We start from the raw sequence: 20,067 nt of genomic DNA, 5'->3' as shown, positions 1-20,067 counted from the left end.
CAGCCCTCAGTCCTCAGTCCTCAGGCCGGCCGTAGCCGCCCCCGCCGGGCGTACGGACCACCAGCGTGTCCCCCGGCCCGGCTTCGGCCGTGTCACACCCCTCCAGCGGCGTGACGGTGCCGTCGGCGCGCTCGACGAAGTTGCTGCCGGTCGCTCCCGGCCCGCCGCCGGCCATGCCGTAGGGCGGGACACGGCGGTGGCCGGAGAGCAGCGCCACCGTCATCGGCTCCAGGAAGCGGATCCTGCGTTCCGCGCCGCAGCCGCCCCGCCACCGGCCGGCTCCCCCGCTGCCCTCCCGCACGGAGAAGCTCTCCAGGCGCACCGGGTAACGCCACTCCAGCACCTCGGGGTCGGTGAGACGCGAGTTGGTCATATGGGTCTGCACGGCGTCGGCCCCGTCGAATCCGTCGCCCGCCCCCGAGCCGCTCGCCACGGTTTCGTAGTACTGCACGCGGTCGTTGCCGAAGGTGACGTTGTTCATGGTCCCCGAGCCCTCGGCCTGGACGCCGAGCGCGGCGTACAGCGCGCCGGTCACCGCCTGCGAGGTCTCGACATTGCCCGCCACGGTCGCCGCCGGGTAGGCGGGCGCGAGCATCGAACCCTCGGGGACCCGCACCTCCAGCGGTTCGAGGCAGCCGCTGTTGAGAGGGATCTCCTCGGCGACGAGTGTTCTGAAGACGTACAGGACGGCCGCCATGACCACCGACTTGGGGGCGTTGAGGTTCCCCGGCTGCTGCGGTGCCGTTCCGGTGAAGTCCAGCACCGCGCCGCGCGCCTCACCGTCCACCCGCAGTGCCACCTGGATCACGGCCCCGCTGTCGGTCTCGTAGCGGTACGTCCCGTCCCGCAGCCCGGCGACGATCCGCCGCACGGACTCCTCGGCGTTGTCCTGTACGTGCCGCATGTACGCCTGGACCACCTCGAGTCCGAACTGGCCGGTCATACTGCGCAGTTCGGCGATGCCCTTCTCGTTGGCGGCGATCTGGGCGCGCAGGTCGGCCAGGTTGGTGTCCGGGTCGCGCGACGGATACGGGGCGGCGGCCAGCAGCTCGCGCGTCTCGTCCTCACGCAGCCTGCCGTCCCTCACGAGAAGCCAGTTGTCGAAAAGGACGCCCTCTTCGTGCACCGTACGGCTGAAGGCGGGCATGGATCCGGGGGTGATTCCGCCGATCTCGGCGTGGTGCCCGCGCGAGGCCACCAGGAAGCGCAACGGCCCTCCGTCCACGTCGAACACGGGCGTCACCACGGTGACGTCGGGCAGGTGGGTGCCGCCGTGGTACGGATCATTGATCGCGTACACGTCGCCGGGGCGCATGCTCCCCTCGTTGCGCCGCAGCACCTCCTTGATGGACTCGCCCATCGAACCGAGATGCACGGGGATGTGCGGAGCGTTGGCGATCAGAGCGCCGTGCGCGTCGAAGAGCGCACAGGAGAAGTCCAGCCGCTCCTTGATGTTGACGGAGTGGGCGGTGTTCTCGAGGCGTACGCCCATCTGCTCGGCAATGGCCATGAAGAGGTTGTTGAACACCTCCAGCATGACGGGGTCGACGTCCGTGCCGACCGCCGTCCTGCCGGGGCGCGGACGTACGCGCGTGAGCAGCAGATGTCCGCGCTCTCCTGCGGCCGCCCGCCAGCCCGGATCGACCACGGTGGTGGCGTCGTCCTCGGCGATGACGGCGGGCCCCTCCACGGTGTCCGCCGGCCGCAGGTCGTCACGCCGGTACAGCGGGGTGTCCTGCCTGCGCCCTTCCGTGAACATCCGTACCGTCGCACGGGGTGCCGGCGTTCCCGGGCGCGCGTTCCCTCCGGTGACGTTTCGCGGAACGTACGGTTCGGCCGCGCCCACGGCTTCCACCGAGACGGCTTCGACGACCAGCGGCTTGTCCATGGTGAAGCCGTACCGCGCGCGGTGGTCCGCCTCGAAGGCCGCGGTCATGTCCGGGAGGCCGCCCAGTGCCACCGGCAGGCTCGCGTCCGTACCGGCGTAACGGATCAGTACGCGCGCGTGCGTGCTGATCGCCGTGTCCGCGATGCCGTCGGCGCGCAGCTCCGCACGGGTACGTCCGGCCAGCCGGCCGCACAGTTCGCGTACGCCCCCGAGCGACGCCTCGTCGAACTCCGCCTCGACCGACTGCTCGCGCATGGCGGTGGCGTCGGCCAGCCCGATGCCGTACGCGGAGAGCACGCCGGCCAGCGGTGGCACGATCACCGTGCTGACGCCCAGCGCGTCGGCCACGGCGCACGCGTGCTGCCCGCCGGCGCCGCCGAAGCTGGTGAGGGCGTACCGGGTGATGTCGTGGCCGCGCTGCACGGAGATCTTCTTGACGGCGTTCGCCATGTTCAGGACGGCGATGCCGAGGAAGCCCGACGCGACCTCCTCGGGGCTGTGCCGTACACCGGTCGCCTCGGCGACGTCGTCGGCGAGCCGCGCGAACCCGCGGTGCACGGCCCCGGCGTCCAGGGGCCGGTCGCCGTGCGGACCGAAGACCGCGGGGAAGTGATCCGGCTGGACACGTCCGAGCATCACATTGGCGTCGGTGACCGTGAGCGGGCCGCCGCGCCGGTAGCAGGCGGGCCCCGGGACGGCGCCCGCCGAGTCGGGGCCGACCCGGTAGCGCCGGCCGTCGAAGTGCAGCACGGAGCCGCCGCCCGCCGCGACGGTGTGGATGTTCATCATCGGAGCGCGCATGCGTACGCCCGCGACCTGTGTGCCGAAGTCCCTTTCGAACTCGCCGGCGTAGTGCGACACGTCGGTGGACGTGCCGCCCATGTCGAAACCGATGACGCGCTCGAACCCGGCCTGCCGCGCTGTACGGGCCATTCCGACGACGCCGCCCGCGGGGCCGGAGAGCACCGCGTCCTTGCCGCGGAAGTGCGCCGCCTCGCGCAGTCCGCCGTTGGACTGCATGAACATCAGGCGGATGCCTTCGAGTTCCTTGGCGACCTCGTCGACGTAGCGGCGAAGGACCGGTGAGAGGTACGCGTCCACGACGGTCGTGTCACCGCGCGGCACCAGCTTGATCAGCGGACTGACCTCGTGCGAACAGCTCACCTGGGTGAATCCCAGCCGACGTGCCTCGGCCGCGACGGCGGACTCGTGCCCGGGGTGGCGGTAGCCGTGCATCAGCACGACAGCGGCACTGCGGAAACCGTCGTTCCGCGCGGCGCTCAACCGCCCGGTGACGGCCGCGAGGTCCAGCGGCCGTACGGTCGCTCCGTGCGCGTCGATCCGTTCCGGGACCTCGACGACGCGCTCGTACACCGCCTCGGGCAGCACGATGTGGCGGTCGAAGAGCCGGGGACGGTTCTGGTAGGCGATCCGCAGGGCGTCCCGGAAGCCTTCGGTGACGATGAGCACGGTCGGCTCGCCGCGCCGTTCCAGGAGCGCGTTGGTGGCGACCGTCGTGCCCATCCTGACGCTGTCGACCCGGTCGGCCGGGACCGGCTCGTCCGGTCCGAGCCCCAGCATGAGCCGGATTCCGGCGACGGCCGCGTCCCGGTGGCGCTCCGGGTCGTGCGAGAGCAGTTTGCGGGTGACGAGCCTTCCGTCGGGCCGTCGGCCCACCACATCGGTGAAGGTGCCGCCACGGTCGATCCAGAATTCCCAGCGCCCGCTCATTCACCCATTCTGGCAAGGGGCGGCGCGGTCGGCGCGGGTACGGCGGCGAGCGCGGCCGAGAGCGCCCGGGAAGCGCGCAGACCGAGCCGCGCGCCGGTCCCGCGGGCGGCAAGGCGGCGGGCGGTCCGCAGGGCGCAACGGGCAACGCCGTTGACGCCGGGGACAAGGATTCGGTGAGGACGACGACACGCACACCCGTGTTGTCGTCAGGCCGGGAGTGGCCCGGCCTGCTTGGATCCGTCCGGCCGAGGAACGTCCTATGCGTGTGCGGCCCCCGTGCCCGCGCCCGTCACGCGTTCCCGCACGCCCTCCCGCACCCGCTCGGACAGCCGCCGTCGGGCCCGCTCAGACGGCGGGCGCGTCGGGCCCGATCCTGCTGCGTACGGCGGTCTGCACCTCGGCCTCCTCGGCCGGATCGGCGGCGAGCCGCCGCAGTCTCTCCGCCACGCGCGCGTCGCCGGTCTCGGCGTGCAGCGCGGCCAGCTCCCTGGTCGTCTCCTCGCAGTCCCACAGGCACTCGACGGCGAAGCCGGTGGCGTACGACGGGTCGGTGGCGGCCAGGGCGCGCGCCGCGCGGCCGCGCAGGTGCGAGGAGGCCGTCTCCCGGTAGACGTGGCGCAGTACGGGCGCCGCGGCACAGATGCCCAGCCGCCCCGCGCCGTCCACGAGGGTCCACAGGAGCGGTGCGTCGGGCCCGTCCGCCCGTACGGTCTCCCGCAGCGCACCGAGCACGAGCGGGGCGTCCCCGGCCTCGCCCCGGCAGGCGAGCACACCGGCGGCCGACGCCCCCAGTGCGTCGGGGCGGTGCACCCAGCCGCGGGCCCGGTCCACCGCGTCGGCGCCGCACATCCGCTCGAAGGAGGCGACGGCGGCTTCCGCGACGGTACGGGAGGGGCTCTGGGCCGCCGCCTCGATGAGGTCGAGCGCGGCAGGGTCGCGTGACGCGGCGAGGTAGTGCAGGGCGGTGCTGCGCGCGCCGTCCTGGCCGCTGCGGGCGGCCTCGACGATCGCGGACCGGTCCGCGGGTCCCGCGACGGCCGTCAGGCACCGGGCGGCCGGCACATGCAGCGGCGTACCGCGGTCCAGGCCCTGCTGGGCCCAGTCGAACACCGCCTGGACGCTCCAGCCGGGCCGGGGCCCGGACGGTCGCATCTGCCGCTGCCAGCGGGCGAACGACCCCTGTTCCTGGGCCGTCCGCACGCGGGCGCCGACGCTTTCGCGCGGGTCCTCGGACCACAACCGCCAGGGCCGGGGCTCGAAGGCGTCCCGTACGGCGGAGGCCAGTGCGGCCTCGCCCCCGGGGGTGGCGGGGAACCGGGCGAGCACGGGCAGGGCGAGGCCGCGCAGTCCGGCGTCGTCGTCGCGCAGGGCGAGCTCGTCGAGGGCCCAGGTCCAGTTGGCACCGGTCCTGGTGTACCGCCGCAGCAGCGCCACGGCGTCATTCCTGCCGTACGAGGCGAGGTGGCCCAGTACGGCGAGGGCGAGGCCGGTCCTGCCCTCGTCGGTGTCGACGAGGTCCTCGGGGTCGAAGAGGTGCTGCTCGATCGCTTCGAGCCCGCCGTCGAGATCCAGGTAGAGGCGCGCGTAGTACAGGGAGCGGTTCTCGACGTGCCAGTCGTGGCGGGGGTCGTCGAGGACGCAGTGGTTGAGGGCCGCGAGCGCTTCGGGGCGCGGCGCGGCGAGCGCGTGCAGCGTGCCGTCGCCGCGGCCCCTCTGCAGGAGGCCGAGCAGGGTGCCGCTCGGCGCTATGACTGGATCGAACATGGAAAAAGCCTCACATCAAGCTGTCGACGCAACCGGGATACGTGCCGTGCCTAGGCCGCGCGACACCCTGTCCGGTCGTCCGCCGTCGTCTCTTGCCCGCTGTAGACCATCTTCCTCTGCCTCTCGTCGGTGGGCCCGGAGCGGGCCCGTTCACATTCCCCGTGGTCCGGCGGCTTCCGCCGGTCCCCGCGCATGTGAATCCGTCGTCATGATGACCCAGCCATTTCGCCGACGCGACCACATTTACGACGCCCCGGTCACTGGGCGCCGAACAGCTCCAGCAGGTCCTTCTTGTCGAACATCCGTGCCGTGTCCACGGCCGACGGCGTTCCGGCGGACGGGTCGGCGCCCCCGTCGACCAGCGCGCGGATCACCGCCTCCTCACCCTTGAAGACGGCTCCGGCGAGCGGCGTCTGCCCCCGGTCGTTGGCCCGGTCCGGGTCGGCGCCCCGGCTCAACAGGGCCTGCACGGCGCCGGCATGGCCGTGATAGGCGGCGAGCATCACGAGGGAGTCGCCCCGGTCGTTGGTGAGGTTCGCGGGCACGCCGGCGTCGACGTACGCGGCGATCGCCTCGGCCTCGCCCCGGCGTGCCAGGTCGAAGATCTTGGTAGCCAGCTCGACCACCTCGGGATCCGGGGTTTCGCTCATCGGACGGACCGCCTTCCACTGCCGTTCACTGCTGTGACCTGTACGTACGACATCGGAGCCGTACGAGTGAATCGTCAGGGTACTGCCCGTCCGCCGACATGACCCGGCCCGTCGGCGGCAAAGATCACGGCGAGCGGACCCACATCGGCCACCTCGGTGAAAAACCTGAAAAGTACCCCATTTGCACCTTTTGCCGTATGGCTACATGCTGTGAGCCTGGAAGAACTCATGGTGACTGTCCCCTCAACCAGGAGAACCTCATGATCCTGTCCATCTCAGGCGTCGTACTGCTCGGCATCATCGTCTTCCTCTTCTTCCGGAAAGACGGTCTCAAGGCCTCGCACGCCATCGTCTGCGCACTGTTCGGCTTCTATCTGGCAGGCACGGCCATCGCCCCGAGCATCAAGGCCGGAGGCGCCAGCCTCGCGGGCCTGCTGGGCGGGATCAAGTTCTGACCTGCCGCAACCGCTCCAACCCCACCAGGAGACCGAAGTGGCCCGGCGCCCACTCCCCCGCATTCCGAGCAGCAGCAGTGCCCCGATCGCCCGCAGCCGCGAGATCGCGCGCACCGCAGCCGACAGCGCCACCGACGTCCTCCATCCGCTGATCACCGTCACACGTGGTCTCCGGCGGCTGGCCGCCGCCGGCCGGCGCACATGGGCCGCCATGCCCAAGGACCGGCGTGGTCCCGCGCTGTTCCTGGCGTCGGCCGTCGTCCTGGTGGTCGCGCTCATCCCGTACGGACCGCTGCTCGTCCTGATCACGGTGATGGCCGCGGCCGCCTGGAAAGGGCGGGAACGCACCGCCGCACCCGGGCCCGGCGAAGCCGAGAAGGACCGGCTCCGGGCCGTCTACGAGGCCCTGGTGCCGCACTTCTCGGTGGCCGAGGACCCCGCCCCGCTGTTCACCCACGGCGGCGAGTGGGACAAGGCGTTCCCCGAGTACGCCTTCGACGACGGCCGGCTCGTCCGGCTGCTGGTGCGCTACCCGGCGTACTTCACCGACGGCGACGCCTCCTCCCGGGCCCGCGTCGAGCGGCTGCTGCACGCCAAGTCGGGCCGCGGCCGCGAGTACCACTTCGCCTGGGACGAGGAGGGCAACCAGCTCCTCATGACGGTGCTCCCCGCGCTGTCCACCGCCATCGCCGCCCAGCGTTTCGTCACCGCCCCGGGCGAGACCGTACTGGGCTTCACCGACGCCGGGGCGGTCCAGCGGACCGTACCGGTCACGGAGGGCGACAGGACGTACAACGCTCCCCCGGTGATCTGGCGGACGGGTCCGCGCTCCACCGAGCCGCACCTGCTCGCCGTGGGACACCCGGGAAGCGGTACGACCAGCCTGCTCCGCTCGATCGCCCTGCAGGCCCTCCAGCACGGTGACGTGGTGATCGTCGAGGGCAGTGGCACCGGCGAGTACGCGTGCCTCACCGGACGCGACGGCGTACTGGCCGTCGAATGCAGCGTCGCGGGAGCGCTCGCCAGCCTGGAATGGGCCGCGCACGAGACCGAGCGGCGGCTGATCGCCGCGAACCGTGCCCGCCAGGCCGGACACCCCGCCCCGGAAGACACGAAACGCCCTCTGTGGATCCTGCTGGACCGGCCGAGCGTGTTCGGCCACCTGGCGGCCGCCGACGGGCACACCGACCCCCAGCAGCTGCTCCAGGTGCCCCTGCGGCACGGCAGGGCGGCGAACGTCACGGTGGTGGTGGCGGAGCAGTTCGACACCGTGGAGGCCCTGAGCGAGACCGTACGCTCCCACACACGCGCGCGCGTGGTGCTCGGTCCGTCCGCTCCCGGGCAGGTGGAGTCCGTGCTGGGAGAGCCGCCGCACACGACGCCGATCCCCGACACCCCTCCCGGCCGCGGTTACGCACGGCTCGGCGCCGGTCCCGTGATGCGGCTCCAGGTCCCGGCCACGCCCGACCCGTACGACGACGCGACGAGCGAGGCACACCGGCAGGCCGTCATCGACCTGCTTCCCGAGCGCCTGGACGTGCCGGAGGCGCGCTCCGGGAAGCAGCCCCGGGTCCTGCCTCCCGCGCAGGAACCGGAGCCGGTGCCCGCCGAGGGCTGACCCCCCGAAGACCCGGAGAGCCGGCGGAGGCGGGTCAGGCGACGAACGTCCGCGGGGCTTCGGTGCCGGAGCTCGCTCCGCTCTCCACGAGCCTCGCGGCCGCCGCCAGCCGCACCGCCGCCTCGTCCGCCACCGGTCCCCCGACGGTGAACGGCAGCCGGACGTACCCCTCGAAGGCCCCGTCGACGCCGAAGCGCGGCCCCGAGGGGACCCGTACACCGACGCGCTCGCCCATCTCGGCGAGCCGCGAACCCGACAGCCCCCCGGTGCGGACCCAGAGCGTCAGCCCTCCGCGCGGGACGTCGAATTCCCAGTCGGGCAGTTCCCTGCGCACCGCTTCCACGAGCGCGTCGCGGTTCTCGCGCGCCTGCGTGCGGCGGATCTCCACGGCCTGTTCCCAGCCGCCCGTGCTCATCAGCCAGTTGACGGCGAGCTGTTCCAGTACGGGCGTCCCGAGGTCGGCGTACGCGCGGGCCGCCACCAGACTGCGGATCACGTCCGGCGCCGCCCGCACCCAGCCGATGCGCATGCCCGCCCAGAATGCCTTGCTGGCGGAGCCCACCGTCAGGACCGTGCTGCCCGACGGGTCGAAGGCGCAGACCTGCCGCGGCATGGCGACATCCGCGTCCAGGAAGAGCTCCGTCATGGTCTCGTCCACGACGAGAACGGTCCCGGCCGAGCGCGCCGCGTCGACGAGCCCGCGCCGCTGGTCCTCGTCGGCCAGGGCGCCGGTCGGGTTGTGGAAGTCCGCGACGACGTACGCGAGGCGCGGGGCGGCGTCGCGCAGGACCTGCCGCCATCGCGGCAGGTCCCAGCCCGTGAGCCCCTCGGCCATCGCGACGGGCACCAGCCGGGCACCCGCCTCGCGCATCAGCTGGAGGATGTTGGCGTACGACGGCGACTCGACGGCGATCCGCTCGCCCCGGCCCGCGAAGAGATGGCAGATGGCGTCGATCGCGCCCATGGCGCCGGTGGTGACCATGATCTGCTCGGGCATGGTCGGGATGCCGCGCTCGGTGTACCGGTCGGCGAGCATCTGCCGCAGCGCGGGCAGGCCCGCCGGGTAGTCGCCGTGCGTGTGCGCGTACGGCGGCAGCTCCTCCAGCGCGCCCTGGACGGCGCGGGTGAGCCACGGCTCGGGCGCGGGCAGGGAGGCGCAACCGAGGTCGATCACGGAGCCGAGGGACTCGGGCGGCAGGGGTTCGAGGCCGCGCGCGGGCAGCGGGTTGCCCGCGGGGACGGCGGTCCAGCTGCCCGCGCCCCTGCGCGACTCCAGGAAGCCCTCGGCACGCAGGGCCTCGTACGCCGTGGCCACGGTGGTACGGCTGACGGCCAGGGCCACGGCCAGCTCGCGCTCGGCGGGCAGCCGCGCGGCGACCGGCACACGCCCTTCGAGCACCAGCAGCCTTATGCCGTCGGCGAGGGCGCGGTACGCCGGCGGCTTGCGCGTGCCGGGCCCCTGCGGGCGCGCCTGCTGGGCGTTGAGCTGCCTGGCGAGCTGGGCCGCACCGACCGCCGAAGTCCACTGCGCCATAATTTCCAGTCCACCTAACTCGAATTGGCCATGGATAGCATCTTCTTCCAAGCCACACAGTGTCACGCAGCGGTCCACTGACGCCACCATCTCCCTCTCTATCCGAGGAGCACCTCTTGTCCAGGGAACTCACCCGCCGGCTGCTGCAGCTGTACGTCGGTCTGGCGCTGTACGGAGTGAGTTCGGCGGTGCTCGTGCGCGCGGGCCTCGGCCTCGAACCCTGGGGGGTGCTGCACCAGGGCCTCGCCGAGAAGACCGGACTGACGATCGGCGTGGTCTCGATCGTCGTCGGCGCCCTGGTCCTGCTGCTCTGGATTCCGATCAGGCAGCGCCCCGGGCTCGGCACCGTCTCCAATGTCGTGGTGATCGGCATCGCGATGGACGGCACGCTCGCCCTCGTACCCGACGTGCACGGCCTGGCCGGGCAGATCCCGCTGATGCTCGCCGGCATCGTGCTCAACGGCATGGCGACGGGCCTGTACATCGCCGCCCGGTTCGGGCCCGGTCCGCGCGACGGGCTGATGACCGGCCTGAACCGCGTCACCGGGCGCTCCATCCGGCTCGTGCGCACCGCGATCGAGGTGGCCGTCGTCGCCACCGGCTTCGTCCTGGGCGGCTCCCTCGGCGCCGGCACCGTCGTCTACGCCCTCGCCATCGGACCGCTCGCCCAGCTCTTCCTGCGCGTCTTCGCCGTTCCGGCGCCGGAGACCGGCACCACGGTCGTCGTCGCCGGTTCACGGGAAGGCACGACGATTCCCCGGTGAACCGTGACCGTGTACGCCACCCCTATCTGAACCACCCCGCGCCACTCGCGTTCGCCCACCGCGGCGGGGCGGCCGACGGCCTGGAGAACACCGCGGCGGCGTTCCGGCGCGCCCGTGAAGCCGGGTACCGGTACTTCGAGACGGACGTGCACGCCACGGCGGACGGCCGGCTCGTCGCTTTCCACGACGCGACCCTGGACCGGGTGACGGACGCGCGGGGACGCATTTCCGCGCTTCCCTGGAACGTCGTCAGCCGCGCGCGGGTGGCGGGAAACGAGCCGCTGCCCCTCTTCGAGGAACTGCTCGAGGAGTTCCCCGAAGCCCGCTGGAACGTGGACATCAAGGCCGAGCCCGCCCTCGCACCCCTGGTCGACCTGATCCGCAGGACCGGCGCGTGGGACCGTGTGTGTGTCGGATCGTTCAACGAAAACCGGGTGGCGAGGGCGCAGCGCCTCGCGGGCCCCCGCCTCGCCACCTCCTTCGGCACCTCGGGTGTCCTGGGGCTGTGGCTGCGTTCACGCTCGCTGCCCGCCCCCGTGCGCCGCAGCGCGGTGTGCGCCCAGGTACCGGAGGCCCAGGGCGGTGTCAGAGTGGTCGATCACCGCTTCGTGCGGACGGCGCACGCCCTCGGCCTCCAGGTCCACGTGTGGACGGTCAACGACCCGGGCCGGATGGCAGCGCTTCTCGATCTCGGCGTGGATGGCATCATGACGGATCACATCGAGACGTTGCGCACGGTGCTGGCCGAGCGGGGTGCCTGGGCCTGATCCCGTCCCGTGCCCGCGACGGCACGGGGACGAGCGAGGGGGTGCGCGGTGAGCGCTGGCACCGTGGACCGTACCGACGGCGCGGAGGAGGCGGACGGCCCGGACGGGGCGGCCGGCCGCAGGCGCGAGCAACGCGGCTGGTACTTCTACGACTTCGCGTGCTCCGTCTACTCGACGAGTGTGCTCACGGTCTTCCTCGGCCCCTACCTGACGGCGGTCGCGAAGGCGGCGGCGGACGCGGACGGCTTCGTCCACCCGCTGGGCATCCCGGTACGGGCGGGCTCGGTGTTCGCGTACGCCGTCTCCGTGTCCGTCGTGGTGGCTGTGCTCGTCATGCCGCTGGCGGGCGCGGTCGCGGACCGCACGGGCCGCAAGAAACCGCTGCTCGCGGCCGCCGCGTACGTCGGGGCGGGCGCGACGGCGGGCATGTTCTTCCTGGACGGGGACCGCTATCTGCTCGGCGCGTTCCTGCTGATCGTCGCCAATGCCGCCCAGTCCGTCGCGATGGTGCTCTACAACGCCTATCTCCCCCAGATCGCCCGGCCGCACGAGCGCGACAAGGTCTCCTCGCGCGGCTGGGCGTTCGGCTACACGTCCGGCGCCCTCGTGCTCGTCCTCGACCTCGTCCTCTATTCGGGACACGAGAGCTTCGGGATCCCGGAGTCCACGGCCGTCCGGATCTGCCTGGCCTCGGCGGGCCTGTGGTGGGGCGCCTTCACGCTCGTGCCGCTGCGCCGGCTTCGCGACCGGAGGGCGACGGCGAGCGGCGACCGCGCGCCGGGCGGGGCCGGCACGGGGTGGCGCCAACTGGCCGCCACCGTCAAGGACATGCGCCGCCATCCGCTGACGCTGTCCTTCCTGCTGGCCTATCTGGTCTACAACGACGGCGTCCAGACAGTGATTTCGCAGGCGTCGATCTACGGGTCCGAGGAACTGGGCCTCGACCAGACGACGCTCATCACGGCCGTCCTGCTGGTGCAGGTGCTCGCGGTCGCCGGCGCGCTCGGCATGGGCCGGCTGGCCCAGCGGTTCGGCGCCAAGCGCACCGTCCTCGGCTCGCTCGCGGCCTGGACCCTGACGATCGGCGCGGGCTACTTCCTGCCGGCCGGGGAGCCCGTCTGGTTCTACGCCCTGGCCTCGGCGATCGGCCTGGTCCTCGGCGGCAGCCAGGCCCTGTCCCGCTCCCTCTTCTCCCACATGGTGCCGCGCGGCAAGGAGGCGGAGTACTTCTCGGTCTACGAGATGAGCGACCGGGGCATGAGCTGGCTGGGGCCGCTGGTCTTCGGGCTCACGTACCAGCTGACCGGCAGCTACCGGGACGCGATCATCTCGCTCGTGGCCTTCTTCGCCCTGGGATTCGCCCTGCTCGTCCGGGTGCCCGTGCGGCGGGCCGTGGAGGCGGCCGGAAACCCCGTGCCGGAGCGAATTTAGACACGTGAAGTGAAAGGCCGGTAGTGTACGCCTTTGGCCTGCCAGGCGGACCGTTACTGCGCGCTCGGATATCGACAACGCTGGGTGACATCTGCTGCCAGAAGTGACAAACCAGGCACTGGTGGGTACCCAACTTTTGGGAAAAAGCAGCGGCACGACGGGCGACGCATGACCCGCAACGGGAATCTTTACCGCCGACCGGACGTTGACCGGATGACGACGACAGCGACACCTGTCCTGTGGGCGACAAGCCCGGGAGGCACGATTCATGAGTGAGCGAGCTCTCCGCGGCACGCGACTCGTGGTTACAAGCTACGAGACCGACCGCGGCATCGATCTGGCCCCGCGCCAGGCGGTGGAGTACGCATGCCCGAACGGACATCGATTTGAGATGCCGTTCTCGGTAGAGGCCGAAATTCCGCCGGAGTGGGAGTGCAAGGCGTGCGGCGCCACGGCACTCCTGGTGGACGGCGACGGGCCTGAGGAGAAGAAGGGCAAGCCCGCGCGTACGCACTGGGACATGCTCATGGAAAGGCGCACCCGCGAGGAGCTCGAAGAGGTCCTGGCCGAAAGGCTTGCGGTACTGCGATCCGGCGCCATGAACATTGCGGTGCATCCGCGGGACAGCCGCAAGTCCGCGTAACGCCCCGGCGTTGCGCCTGACGGCAGTCAGCACAACAGCAAGAGCCGCGGGGCCGTGACACAGCGAGTCTGCTGTCACGGCCCCGCGGCTCTTGTCATTCCACAAGCGACCGCGCCAGGGGGGCCGGCGGAGGCGTCAGGGGGTCAGCGGCGGCCGCAGGCCGTCGTCCCGCCGCGGCGCGGGCCGCGTGTCCTCCCGGACGACCTCACCCTGCACGACCTTGCCGTCCGGGCGGTGAATGCGGGCCTGCTGGAAGGCGTCGCCCAGGCTGCCGGCGCCGGCCGCGCTCATCCTGCGCTCCAGGGAACGCTCGGCGTACCTGCCGAGGAACGACCGGACGGGCGGTACGAGCAGCAGCAGCCCCGCCGCGTCCGAGACCAGTCCCGGCAGCATCAGCAGCAGACCGCCGAGCATCAGGAAACCGTTGCCGCTGCTCCCCCGCCGCTGCGCGGGCGTCTCGCCCGACTGCTGCCGCTGGAGCGTCTCGGTGAGGTTCCTGAAGGCACGGCGGCCCGCCCGCTTGATGACCACGGAGCCGAGCATGACGCCCGCCACCAGCAGCAGGAACACCGTGGATCCGCTCGTGGCACCGGCCACGACGGTCAGCAGCCAGATCTCCAGCACCAGCCAGGCGGCGACGGAGAGAGGTACGAGGGTGCGCGCACGCGAGCGCTTGGGGGCTGTCGGGAGCGGTGAGCCGGTCGTCATGCCCCCAGTGTGCCTGGGCGGGCGCCTGGACGGCGTAAAGAAGAGATCAGGTGGGCCTGCGCCCGAGGAGCTTGTTCGCGCGGGAGCCGACGCCCCACGCCGTCACGCGCCACAGCGCCTCGACGACGATGTCACGGCTCATCTTGCTGTCGCCCAGCTCGCGCTCGACGAAGGTGATGGGCACCTCGACCACGTGGTACCCCGCCTCGACCGCACGACGGGCGAGGTCGACCTGGAAGCAGTACCCCTGGGAGGCGACCTCTTCGAGGCCGAGGCCTTCCAGGGTCTGCGCGCGAAAGGCCCGGAAGCCGCCCGTGACGTCGCGGATCGGTACACCGAGCAGCACCCGCGAGTACGTGCTGCCGCCCCGGGAGAGCACCTCGCGGTGCTTGGGCCAGTTGACGACGCGTCCGCCCGGCACCCAGCGCGAGCCGAGGACCAGGTCGGCCCCCTTGAGGGCGGTCAGCAGGCGCGGAAGCTCCTCGGGCTGGTGCGAGCCGTCCGCGTCCATTTCCACGAGTACGCCGTACTCGTGCTCGATGCCCCAGCGGAAGCCCGCCAGGTAGGCCGCGCCGAGCCCTTCCTTGCCCTTGCGGTGCAGGACCTGGACCTGGTCGTCGCCGGCCGCGATCTCGTCGGCGATCTTTCCGGTGCCGTCGGGGCTGTTGTCGTCGGCGACCAGGACGTGCGCGTCGGGGACCGCCGCACGCACCCGGGAGACGATCGGCTTGATGTTCTCGGCCTCGTTGTAGGTCGGAATGATCACCAAGGCTCTGCCGAGCGGGCCGTAACGCCTCTGACCGCCGTCGTTCACTGCTTCCCCTTAATGTCCGTACACAGTTGCCCCACCATAGCGAGCGTGGTCCGGCAGGCCTGCACGGATGCCGTCGGGAGGAAGCGGAAAGCCGTTCTGCGGGTCGGGGCCCGGCGTCCTTCGGGCCGGCCCCGGGCCCGCCGGCTGCGGGTCGGCCGAGAGCCGTTGTCTACTGAACATCCGGGCCCCACCCGGGTCCCACCTTCCCCGGGCTCCCGAGGAGCAGGGGGGACCCCGCCCGGCTGAACCTTCCCTCGCCCCCGAGGCGCGGGCGCTGAACCTGGCTCCGAGTACGGGTGCGCCGGTGCGGCACACCGCCCCATGACCCAGCGGCGTTCGACGACTGCGTGGAGGTCTGCCGGTCGGACGTCCTGCGGTGGACCCGGCCGAACCTACCGGCCGGTGGCCGCTTTCTGTCAATAGCCGTTCGACCTGCGGCGTTCATTCAAATCACCAGGTCAGTGCGGAAGGTACGCGAGGAATACGACGACCCCTGGGAACACCGATCGGCGGTACCGCGCCCGCGCACATCACCCGTTCGGCCGCACGAAGACGGTCTGTCCGAAGACCACGGTCCGCAGGCAGACGGGGAGTTCGGCACCGGGCGTGAGGTCCGGCAGCCCGGGGGTGCCGGAGCGCGGGTCGGTCGACCAGCGGGCGACCCGGTCGTCGGGCGCCTGCACCACGAGTTCGTCGGCTCGCCAGACCGCGTAGTCGGCGGGGGCGCCGGGGACCAGGGTGCCCGCGTCGTCGCGGCCGACGGCCCGCCAGCCGCCCCGCGTGTGGGCGGTGAAGGCGGCGCGTACGGAGATCCGGTGCCCGGGCGTGCGGTGGAAGGCCGCCGCCCGGACCGTGCCCCACGGGTCGAGCGGGGTGACCGGGCTGTCGGAGCCGAAGGCCAGCGGCACCCCGGCGCGCAGCAGGGCGGCGTACGGATTGAGCGTACGGGCCCGCTCGGCGCCCAGGCGCTGCGCGTACATGCCGTCCTCGCCGCCCCAGGCCGCGTCGAACGCGGGCTGCACCGAGGCGGTCAGACCGAGTTCGGCGAAGGCGGCGATGGTGGCGGGGGTCAGCATCTCGGCGTGCTCGACGCGGTGGCGTGCGGCGCGGATCCGGGCGAGGCCGAGCTTCTGGGCGGCGGCGCGCACCCCGTCGACGACCGAGGTGAGGGCCGCGTCGCCGATGGCGTGGAAACCGGCCTGGAGTCCGGCTTCGGTGCAGGCGGCGACATGGGCGGCGACGGCGGCCGTGTCGAGGTGGGCGGTGCCGGCGTGGGGGGCGTCGGCGTACGGGGCGTGCAGGCAGGCGGTGTGCGAGCCGAGGGACCCGTCGACGAAGAGGTCGCCCGCCGCGCCCACCGCGCCGAGTGCGCGAACGCGCTCGGCGTCCTTCGCACCCGCGACCTGCTCGGCCCAGTAGCCGAAGACGCGCGGGCCCGGCTGCTCCGCCGCCAGCTTCAGCAGGCCGGTGAAGTCCTCCTCGTCGGAGATGTCGGGCCCCGCGCACTCGTGGACCGCACCGATGCCGAGCGAGGCGGCGTGCGCGAGCGCCGCGCGCTGCGCCTCGGCGCGCTGCGCCGGCGTGACGGCGCCGTGCGCCGCGGCGCGTACGGCGTGGTGGGCGGCGGCGGTGAGCGGGGCGTCCGGGTGGTAGCCCGTCAGGCCGGTGATTCCGGGGACCAGGTCGAGGAGGGCGGTGGTGACGACGGCCGAGTGGACGTCGATCCGGGGCAGGTAGAGCGGGCGCCCGCCGGCCGCCTCGTCGAGTTCGGCGCGGGACGGGGGCCGCTGTTCGGGCCAGCGCGTGGCGTCCCAGCCGTGCCCGAGCAGGATGCGGTCCGCCGGGGCTGCGGCGGCGTGCGCCCGTACGAGATCCAGCGCACCGGCGAGGGAGCGCGCACCGGAGAGATCGAGGCCGGTGAGGGCGAGACCGGTGGACGTGGTGTGCACGTGTGCGTCCGTGAACGCCGGGGTCACCAGAGCCCCTTCGAGGTCGATCACCTCGTCGACACCCGGAGCGAAGGCGTCGGCCGCCCCTTCGGAGCCCACCCAGGCGACATGTCCGCGCTCGACGACCATCGCGGTGGCGAAGGGATCGGCGGGGCTGTGGACGTCTCCGCCGCGCAGCAGCACGGTGCGGTGTTCGACCTGGGGGGCGGGGGCGTTGTGCTCGGTCATGGGGACCAGTCTCGCCCCTCGCGCGGGAGGTTCCGTGCGCGGGGGGCGGGGCGGGGTCAGATCTGCGGCGGGCGGGCCTCGTACGGGGTGGAGAGGACCACGGTCGTACGCGTGGACACGCCGGCCAGGGAACGGATGCGGGTCAGCAGGTGCTCGAGTTCGAGCGGGGTGGCGACCCGCACCTTGAGGATGTAGTTCTCGTCGCCGGCCACGCTGTGGCACGCCTCGATCTCGGGCACGCCCGCCAGCCGTTCCGCGATGTCGTCGGGGGCGCTGGGGTCGAACGGTTTCACCGAGATGAACGCGGTGAGCGGCAGCCCGACGGCCTCGGGGTCGACCACCGCGGCATAGCCGCGGATGACCCCCCGCTGCTCCAGCCTGCGCACGCGCTGGTGCACGGCCGAGGTGGACAGGCCCGTGGCCTTGCCCAGGTCGGTGTAGCTCATCCGCCCGTCCTTGACGAGCAAATCCACGATCTGACGATCCAGCTCCTCCATAGCGGATCAACCTATTGCCCCGGAGGGCCTCCGGCACAGCCGGAAGCCCTCCGGAGGGCACCTGCGACGGGCATGTGACGAACGCCACACGCCTGAGGCCGTGTCCATCGGGCAGGCGCGATTACCACGCGTGCGTGACGGGAAGTGCTTGCTGTGGTCGAGGTCGCAGCGCCTTGTCGGCCCACCCGAGGGGGAGTGTCTCCATGCAGAGCCCGAAGCGCACCGGACGTACCGAACCGGAGCCTGTCGAATCCGTCGACTCCGTCGACGACAACGAGGTCGACGATCTCGACGACTTCGACGCGTACGACACCTTTGAGATGTACCGGGTGATCTGCCCGGACTGCAACCAGCCGATCGCGCTGCTGGCGGACGAGAACGTCCTGCCCGAGCACGCGAAGTGCCCCACCCCGTGGAACCCGTTCGGGCTCACGGCGTGCGCGGGCACCGGGCGCCCGGCGGCGGACGCCAAGCCCGCCGACGAGAGCCTGGAGGTCCAGGAGCAGGAAACGGCGCTGCTGCTGACGCTCCCTCAGGGGCTCGACTGGCGGACTCAGCCGTTCTCGCACGTCGGCGGTCCGGGCTCGCGTCCGCTCAAGGTGTCGCAGCTGCGGCGCGCGGCGTAGGGCCCGTCCGGCGGGTACTTTTCCCGCCGCGTCCCACGTGTTCCCCCCGCCCCTTTCCGGAGGGGCGGGCAGTGCGGATTACCGCGTGAACGGACGCTCGAATGGGATCGGCGATAACCCCGGCGGCTCTGCGGCTGTTGACCCGATATGACCCTGCAGTACACATCGGTCGGCGACGGACTCCGACGTCTCGTCCCTCCGCCCTCCGTCTCCGCAGAATCGGTTCCGCATCCCGCCGATCCGCCCCTCTACCGGGCGCTCCTGCGCCAGTGGCACAGCAAGGGCCGGACCCTGCCGGGGCGCCGCGACCCGGAGTGGTCCCGGCTCGTGACGGCCCCGGCCTGGCCGGAGTCGGGGCGGATCAGCGGGTCTCTGGGCCCACGAGACGGCGGGCGATGACCATGCGCTGAATCTGGTTCGTACCCTCGACGATCTGGAGCACCTTCGCCTCGCGCATGAAGCGCTCGACGGGGAAGTCCAGCGTGTAGCCGTAGCCGCCGAGCACCTGGACGGCATCGGTCGTCACCCGCATCGCCGTGTCCGTGCAGAACAGCTTCGCCATCGCCGCCTGCTGCGAGAAGGGCCGCCCGGCGTCCCGCAGGCGCGCGGCCGCGAGGTACAGCGCACGGCCCGCTTCGATCTGCGTCGCCATGTCGGCGAGCATGAAGCGCAGGCCCTGGAAGTCGGCGATCGGCCGGCCGAACTGCTGCCGCCCGGTGGCGTACGAGACGGCCTCGTCCAGGGCGGCCTGGGCGACACCGACCGCACAGGCCGCGATGCCGAGCCGCCCCGAGTCGAGCGCGGACAGCGCTATCGCGAAGCCCTGGCCCTCCTCGCCGATGCGGCGGGAGTCCGGGACCCGTACGCCGTCGAAGTTCAGCTGGGCGGTGGGCGAGCCCTTCATGCCCATCTTCTTCTCGGGCGCGGCGGCGCTGAGCCCCTCCGCGTCGCCGGGCACCAGGAAGGCCGAGATGCCCCGGGCGCCCTCCTCGCCCGTACGGGCGAGGAGGGTGTAGAAGTCGGCGATCCCGCCGTGGGTGATCCATGCCTTCGTACCGGTGACGACCCAGTCGTCACCGTCACGCACGGCCTTGGTGCGCAGCGAGGCCGCGTCGGATCCGGAGGCGGGCTCGGAGAGGCAGTAGGCGCCGAGCAGGCCGCCGCCGAGCATGGCGGGCAGGTGCGCGGTCTTCTGCTCCTTGGTGCCGTAGCCGGCGAGGGCGTGGCAGGCGAGGCTGTGGACGCTGACGCCGAGGCCGACCGTGAGGCGGGCGGCGGCGAGCTCTTCGAGTACCTGGAGGTACACCTCGTACGGCTGGTCTCCGCCGCCGTACTCGGCGTCGTACGGCAGGCCGAGCAGACCGGATTCGGAGAGCAGCGCGAAGATCTCGCGCGGGAAGTGCCCGGCCTCCTCCTCGGCTGCGGCCCTGGGGGCGATCTCCCGCTGGATCATGTCGCGCACCAGCGCGAGCAGGTCCCGGGACTCCTCGGTGGGCAGCTGACGTTCCACCGGCTGCGGGGCGCGGTCGGACATTGCGGCGCTCTCCTCCCTGTCGGGCGCTGCGGCGGGCACGCGCGCAGGGTGTGGCGGCGCCGCCGGTCTCACTGCCTGGCCGCCGGCACTCCTTCCGGATCACGGAAGTCGCAGGCAGGCGGCTGTGGCGCGTTGAGTATGCCCGATGGAATGACGTACGTCACGGGATCGCGGACGGCGCCGGGCAGCTCGGTCGCGGTCCCTCGATCGTACGGAGTGCGGCGCCCGGCAGCGCGGCGAGCGGCTCACGCACGGCGCCGCGCCCCGCGGGCCGCGTGACCGTGTCCGGGCGCGGATGCCGGTGTCACATGAGGCCGGCCTGGGTGACGAACATGGCGAGGACCACGACGAGGGTCCAGCCCAGGACGTGCTCCAGGATCTTGGGGCCGTCCTCACCGGGGCCGCCGGTGCCGGTCCGGGTCTCGATGCGGGTGATGTCGGCGGTGGTCGCAGTCATGGGATCCAC

Annotated in this window: 17 protein-coding genes; 7 read left to right on the top strand and 10 right to left on the bottom strand. The window is 72.2% G+C overall.

The annotated features are described in order from the left end of the window. Nucleotides 1-13: 13 nt before the first annotated feature. From ACWD0Y_RS13315 to ACWD0Y_RS13305, 3 genes are all read right to left on the bottom strand, one after another. On the bottom strand, nucleotides 14-3,619 hold the full coding sequence (locus tag ACWD0Y_RS13315; protein ID WP_450260461.1) for a hydantoinase B/oxoprolinase family protein: 3,606 nt from the start codon (nucleotides 3,617-3,619) through the stop codon (nucleotides 14-16). A 345-nt stretch (nucleotides 3,620-3,964) separates the two neighbouring features. Next, complete coding sequence (locus ACWD0Y_RS13310; RefSeq protein ID WP_450260460.1) at nucleotides 3,965-5,383, bottom strand: HEAT repeat domain-containing protein; 1,419 nt, start codon at nucleotides 5,381-5,383, stop codon at nucleotides 3,965-3,967. A 257-nt stretch (nucleotides 5,384-5,640) separates the two neighbouring features. Beyond that, entirely contained in the window at nucleotides 5,641-6,033 is a 393-nt protein-coding gene (locus tag ACWD0Y_RS13305; protein WP_450260459.1) for an ankyrin repeat domain-containing protein, read from the bottom strand. Between the two features lie 260 nt (nucleotides 6,034-6,293). Here ACWD0Y_RS13305 and ACWD0Y_RS13300 point away from each other — a divergent pair, with 260 nt between their 5' ends. After that, the gene (locus ACWD0Y_RS13300; protein ID WP_450260458.1) at nucleotides 6,294-6,488 is read left to right on the top strand and encodes a hypothetical protein; all 195 of its coding nucleotides are present in this window, start codon (nucleotides 6,294-6,296) and stop codon (nucleotides 6,486-6,488) included. Between the two features lie 37 nt (nucleotides 6,489-6,525). Next, on the top strand, nucleotides 6,526-8,106 hold the full coding sequence (locus tag ACWD0Y_RS13295) for a hypothetical protein (RefSeq protein WP_450260457.1): 1,581 nt from the start codon (nucleotides 6,526-6,528) through the stop codon (nucleotides 8,104-8,106). Between the two features lie 34 nt (nucleotides 8,107-8,140). Here ACWD0Y_RS13295 and ACWD0Y_RS13290 read toward each other — a convergent pair whose 3' ends face one another. Next, complete coding sequence (locus ACWD0Y_RS13290; protein ID WP_450260456.1) at nucleotides 8,141-9,640, bottom strand: SCO1417 family MocR-like transcription factor; 1,500 nt, start codon at nucleotides 9,638-9,640, stop codon at nucleotides 8,141-8,143. Nucleotides 9,641-9,756: 116 nt separating this feature from the next. Here ACWD0Y_RS13290 and yczE point away from each other — a divergent pair, with 116 nt between their 5' ends. From yczE to ACWD0Y_RS13270, 4 genes are all read left to right on the top strand, one after another. Further along, entirely contained in the window at nucleotides 9,757-10,404 is a 648-nt protein-coding gene (gene yczE, locus ACWD0Y_RS13285; protein ID WP_450260455.1) for a membrane protein YczE, read from the top strand. Beyond that, complete coding sequence (locus ACWD0Y_RS13280; protein WP_450260454.1) at nucleotides 10,401-11,171, top strand: glycerophosphodiester phosphodiesterase family protein; 771 nt, start codon at nucleotides 10,401-10,403, stop codon at nucleotides 11,169-11,171. The genes yczE and ACWD0Y_RS13280 overlap by 4 nt, the downstream gene beginning before the upstream one ends. Before the next feature lie 48 nt (nucleotides 11,172-11,219). Continuing rightward, entirely contained in the window at nucleotides 11,220-12,602 is a 1,383-nt protein-coding gene (locus tag ACWD0Y_RS13275) for an MFS transporter (RefSeq protein ID WP_450260453.1), read from the top strand. A gap of 268 nt (nucleotides 12,603-12,870) precedes the next feature. Then, on the top strand, nucleotides 12,871-13,245 hold the full coding sequence (locus ACWD0Y_RS13270) for an RNA polymerase-binding protein RbpA (RefSeq protein ID WP_014044757.1): 375 nt from the start codon (nucleotides 12,871-12,873) through the stop codon (nucleotides 13,243-13,245). 135 nt (nucleotides 13,246-13,380) lie between these two features. Here the strand turns inward: ACWD0Y_RS13270 and fxsA are convergent, their stop codons facing one another. The 4 genes from fxsA to ACWD0Y_RS13250 form a co-directional block, all read right to left on the bottom strand. Next, nucleotides 13,381-13,953, bottom strand: coding sequence for an FxsA family membrane protein (fxsA, locus tag ACWD0Y_RS13265; RefSeq protein ID WP_450260452.1), 573 nt, complete (start codon nucleotides 13,951-13,953; stop codon nucleotides 13,381-13,383). A gap of 46 nt (nucleotides 13,954-13,999) precedes the next feature. Continuing rightward, nucleotides 14,000-14,767, bottom strand: a complete 768-nt coding sequence (locus tag ACWD0Y_RS13260) for a polyprenol monophosphomannose synthase (RefSeq protein ID WP_450260451.1) — start codon at nucleotides 14,765-14,767, stop codon at nucleotides 14,000-14,002. Nucleotides 14,768-15,297: 530 nt separating this feature from the next. Continuing rightward, nucleotides 15,298-16,944, bottom strand: coding sequence for an amidohydrolase (locus tag ACWD0Y_RS13255; protein WP_450260450.1), 1,647 nt, complete (start codon nucleotides 16,942-16,944; stop codon nucleotides 15,298-15,300). A gap of 56 nt (nucleotides 16,945-17,000) precedes the next feature. Further along, on the bottom strand, nucleotides 17,001-17,441 hold the full coding sequence (locus tag ACWD0Y_RS13250) for an Lrp/AsnC family transcriptional regulator (RefSeq protein ID WP_450260449.1): 441 nt from the start codon (nucleotides 17,439-17,441) through the stop codon (nucleotides 17,001-17,003). Nucleotides 17,442-17,644: 203 nt separating this feature from the next. On the opposite strand from ACWD0Y_RS13250, the gene ACWD0Y_RS13245 reads away from it, so the two are divergent. Next, nucleotides 17,645-18,067 (top strand): hypothetical protein, encoded by a 423-nt coding sequence (locus ACWD0Y_RS13245; RefSeq protein WP_450260448.1) that lies wholly within the window; start codon nucleotides 17,645-17,647, stop codon nucleotides 18,065-18,067. 361 nt (nucleotides 18,068-18,428) lie between these two features. Here the strand turns inward: ACWD0Y_RS13245 and ACWD0Y_RS13240 are convergent, their stop codons facing one another. Together ACWD0Y_RS13240 and ACWD0Y_RS13235 are read right to left on the bottom strand one after the other, a co-directional pair. Then, on the bottom strand, nucleotides 18,429-19,601 hold the full coding sequence (locus tag ACWD0Y_RS13240; RefSeq protein WP_450260447.1) for an acyl-CoA dehydrogenase family protein: 1,173 nt from the start codon (nucleotides 19,599-19,601) through the stop codon (nucleotides 18,429-18,431). Between the two features lie 304 nt (nucleotides 19,602-19,905). Next, entirely contained in the window at nucleotides 19,906-20,058 is a 153-nt protein-coding gene (locus tag ACWD0Y_RS13235) for an SCO1431 family membrane protein (protein WP_450260446.1), read from the bottom strand. Nucleotides 20,059-20,067: the final 9 nt, after the last annotated feature.

This window comes from Streptomyces altiplanensis, assembly GCF_053591575.1.
The sequence above is the reverse complement of the archived record's forward strand: the minus strand, read 5'-3'. Positions and strand labels throughout refer to the sequence as shown.

Bases quoted from the DNA above. Each gene is read 5' to 3' on its own strand.
- ACWD0Y_RS13240 (WP_450260447.1), bottom strand. From the start codon at position 19,601: ATGTCCGACCGCGCCCCGCAGCCGGTGGAACGTCAGCTGCCCACCGAG.
- ACWD0Y_RS13300 (WP_450260458.1), top strand. From the start codon at position 6,294: ATGATCCTGTCCATCTCAGGCGTCGTACTGCTCGGCATCATCGTCTTC.
- ACWD0Y_RS13250 (WP_450260449.1), bottom strand. From the start codon at position 17,441: ATGGAGGAGCTGGATCGTCAGATCGTGGATTTGCTCGTCAAGGACGGG.
- ACWD0Y_RS13290 (WP_450260456.1), bottom strand. From the start codon at position 9,640: ATGGCGCAGTGGACTTCGGCGGTCGGTGCGGCCCAGCTCGCCAGGCAG.
- ACWD0Y_RS13270 (WP_014044757.1), top strand. From the start codon at position 12,871: ATGAGTGAGCGAGCTCTCCGCGGCACGCGACTCGTGGTTACAAGCTAC.
- ACWD0Y_RS13235 (WP_450260446.1), bottom strand. From the start codon at position 20,058: ATGACTGCGACCACCGCCGACATCACCCGCATCGAGACCCGGACCGGC.
- fxsA (WP_450260452.1), bottom strand. From the start codon at position 13,953: ATGACGACCGGCTCACCGCTCCCGACAGCCCCCAAGCGCTCGCGTGCG.
- ACWD0Y_RS13245 (WP_450260448.1), top strand. From the start codon at position 17,645: ATGCAGAGCCCGAAGCGCACCGGACGTACCGAACCGGAGCCTGTCGAA.
- ACWD0Y_RS13315 (WP_450260461.1), bottom strand. From the start codon at position 3,619: ATGAGCGGGCGCTGGGAATTCTGGATCGACCGTGGCGGCACCTTCACC.
- ACWD0Y_RS13305 (WP_450260459.1), bottom strand. From the start codon at position 6,033: ATGAGCGAAACCCCGGATCCCGAGGTGGTCGAGCTGGCTACCAAGATC.
- ACWD0Y_RS13310 (WP_450260460.1), bottom strand. From the start codon at position 5,383: ATGTTCGATCCAGTCATAGCGCCGAGCGGCACCCTGCTCGGCCTCCTG.
- ACWD0Y_RS13255 (WP_450260450.1), bottom strand. From the start codon at position 16,944: ATGACCGAGCACAACGCCCCCGCCCCCCAGGTCGAACACCGCACCGTG.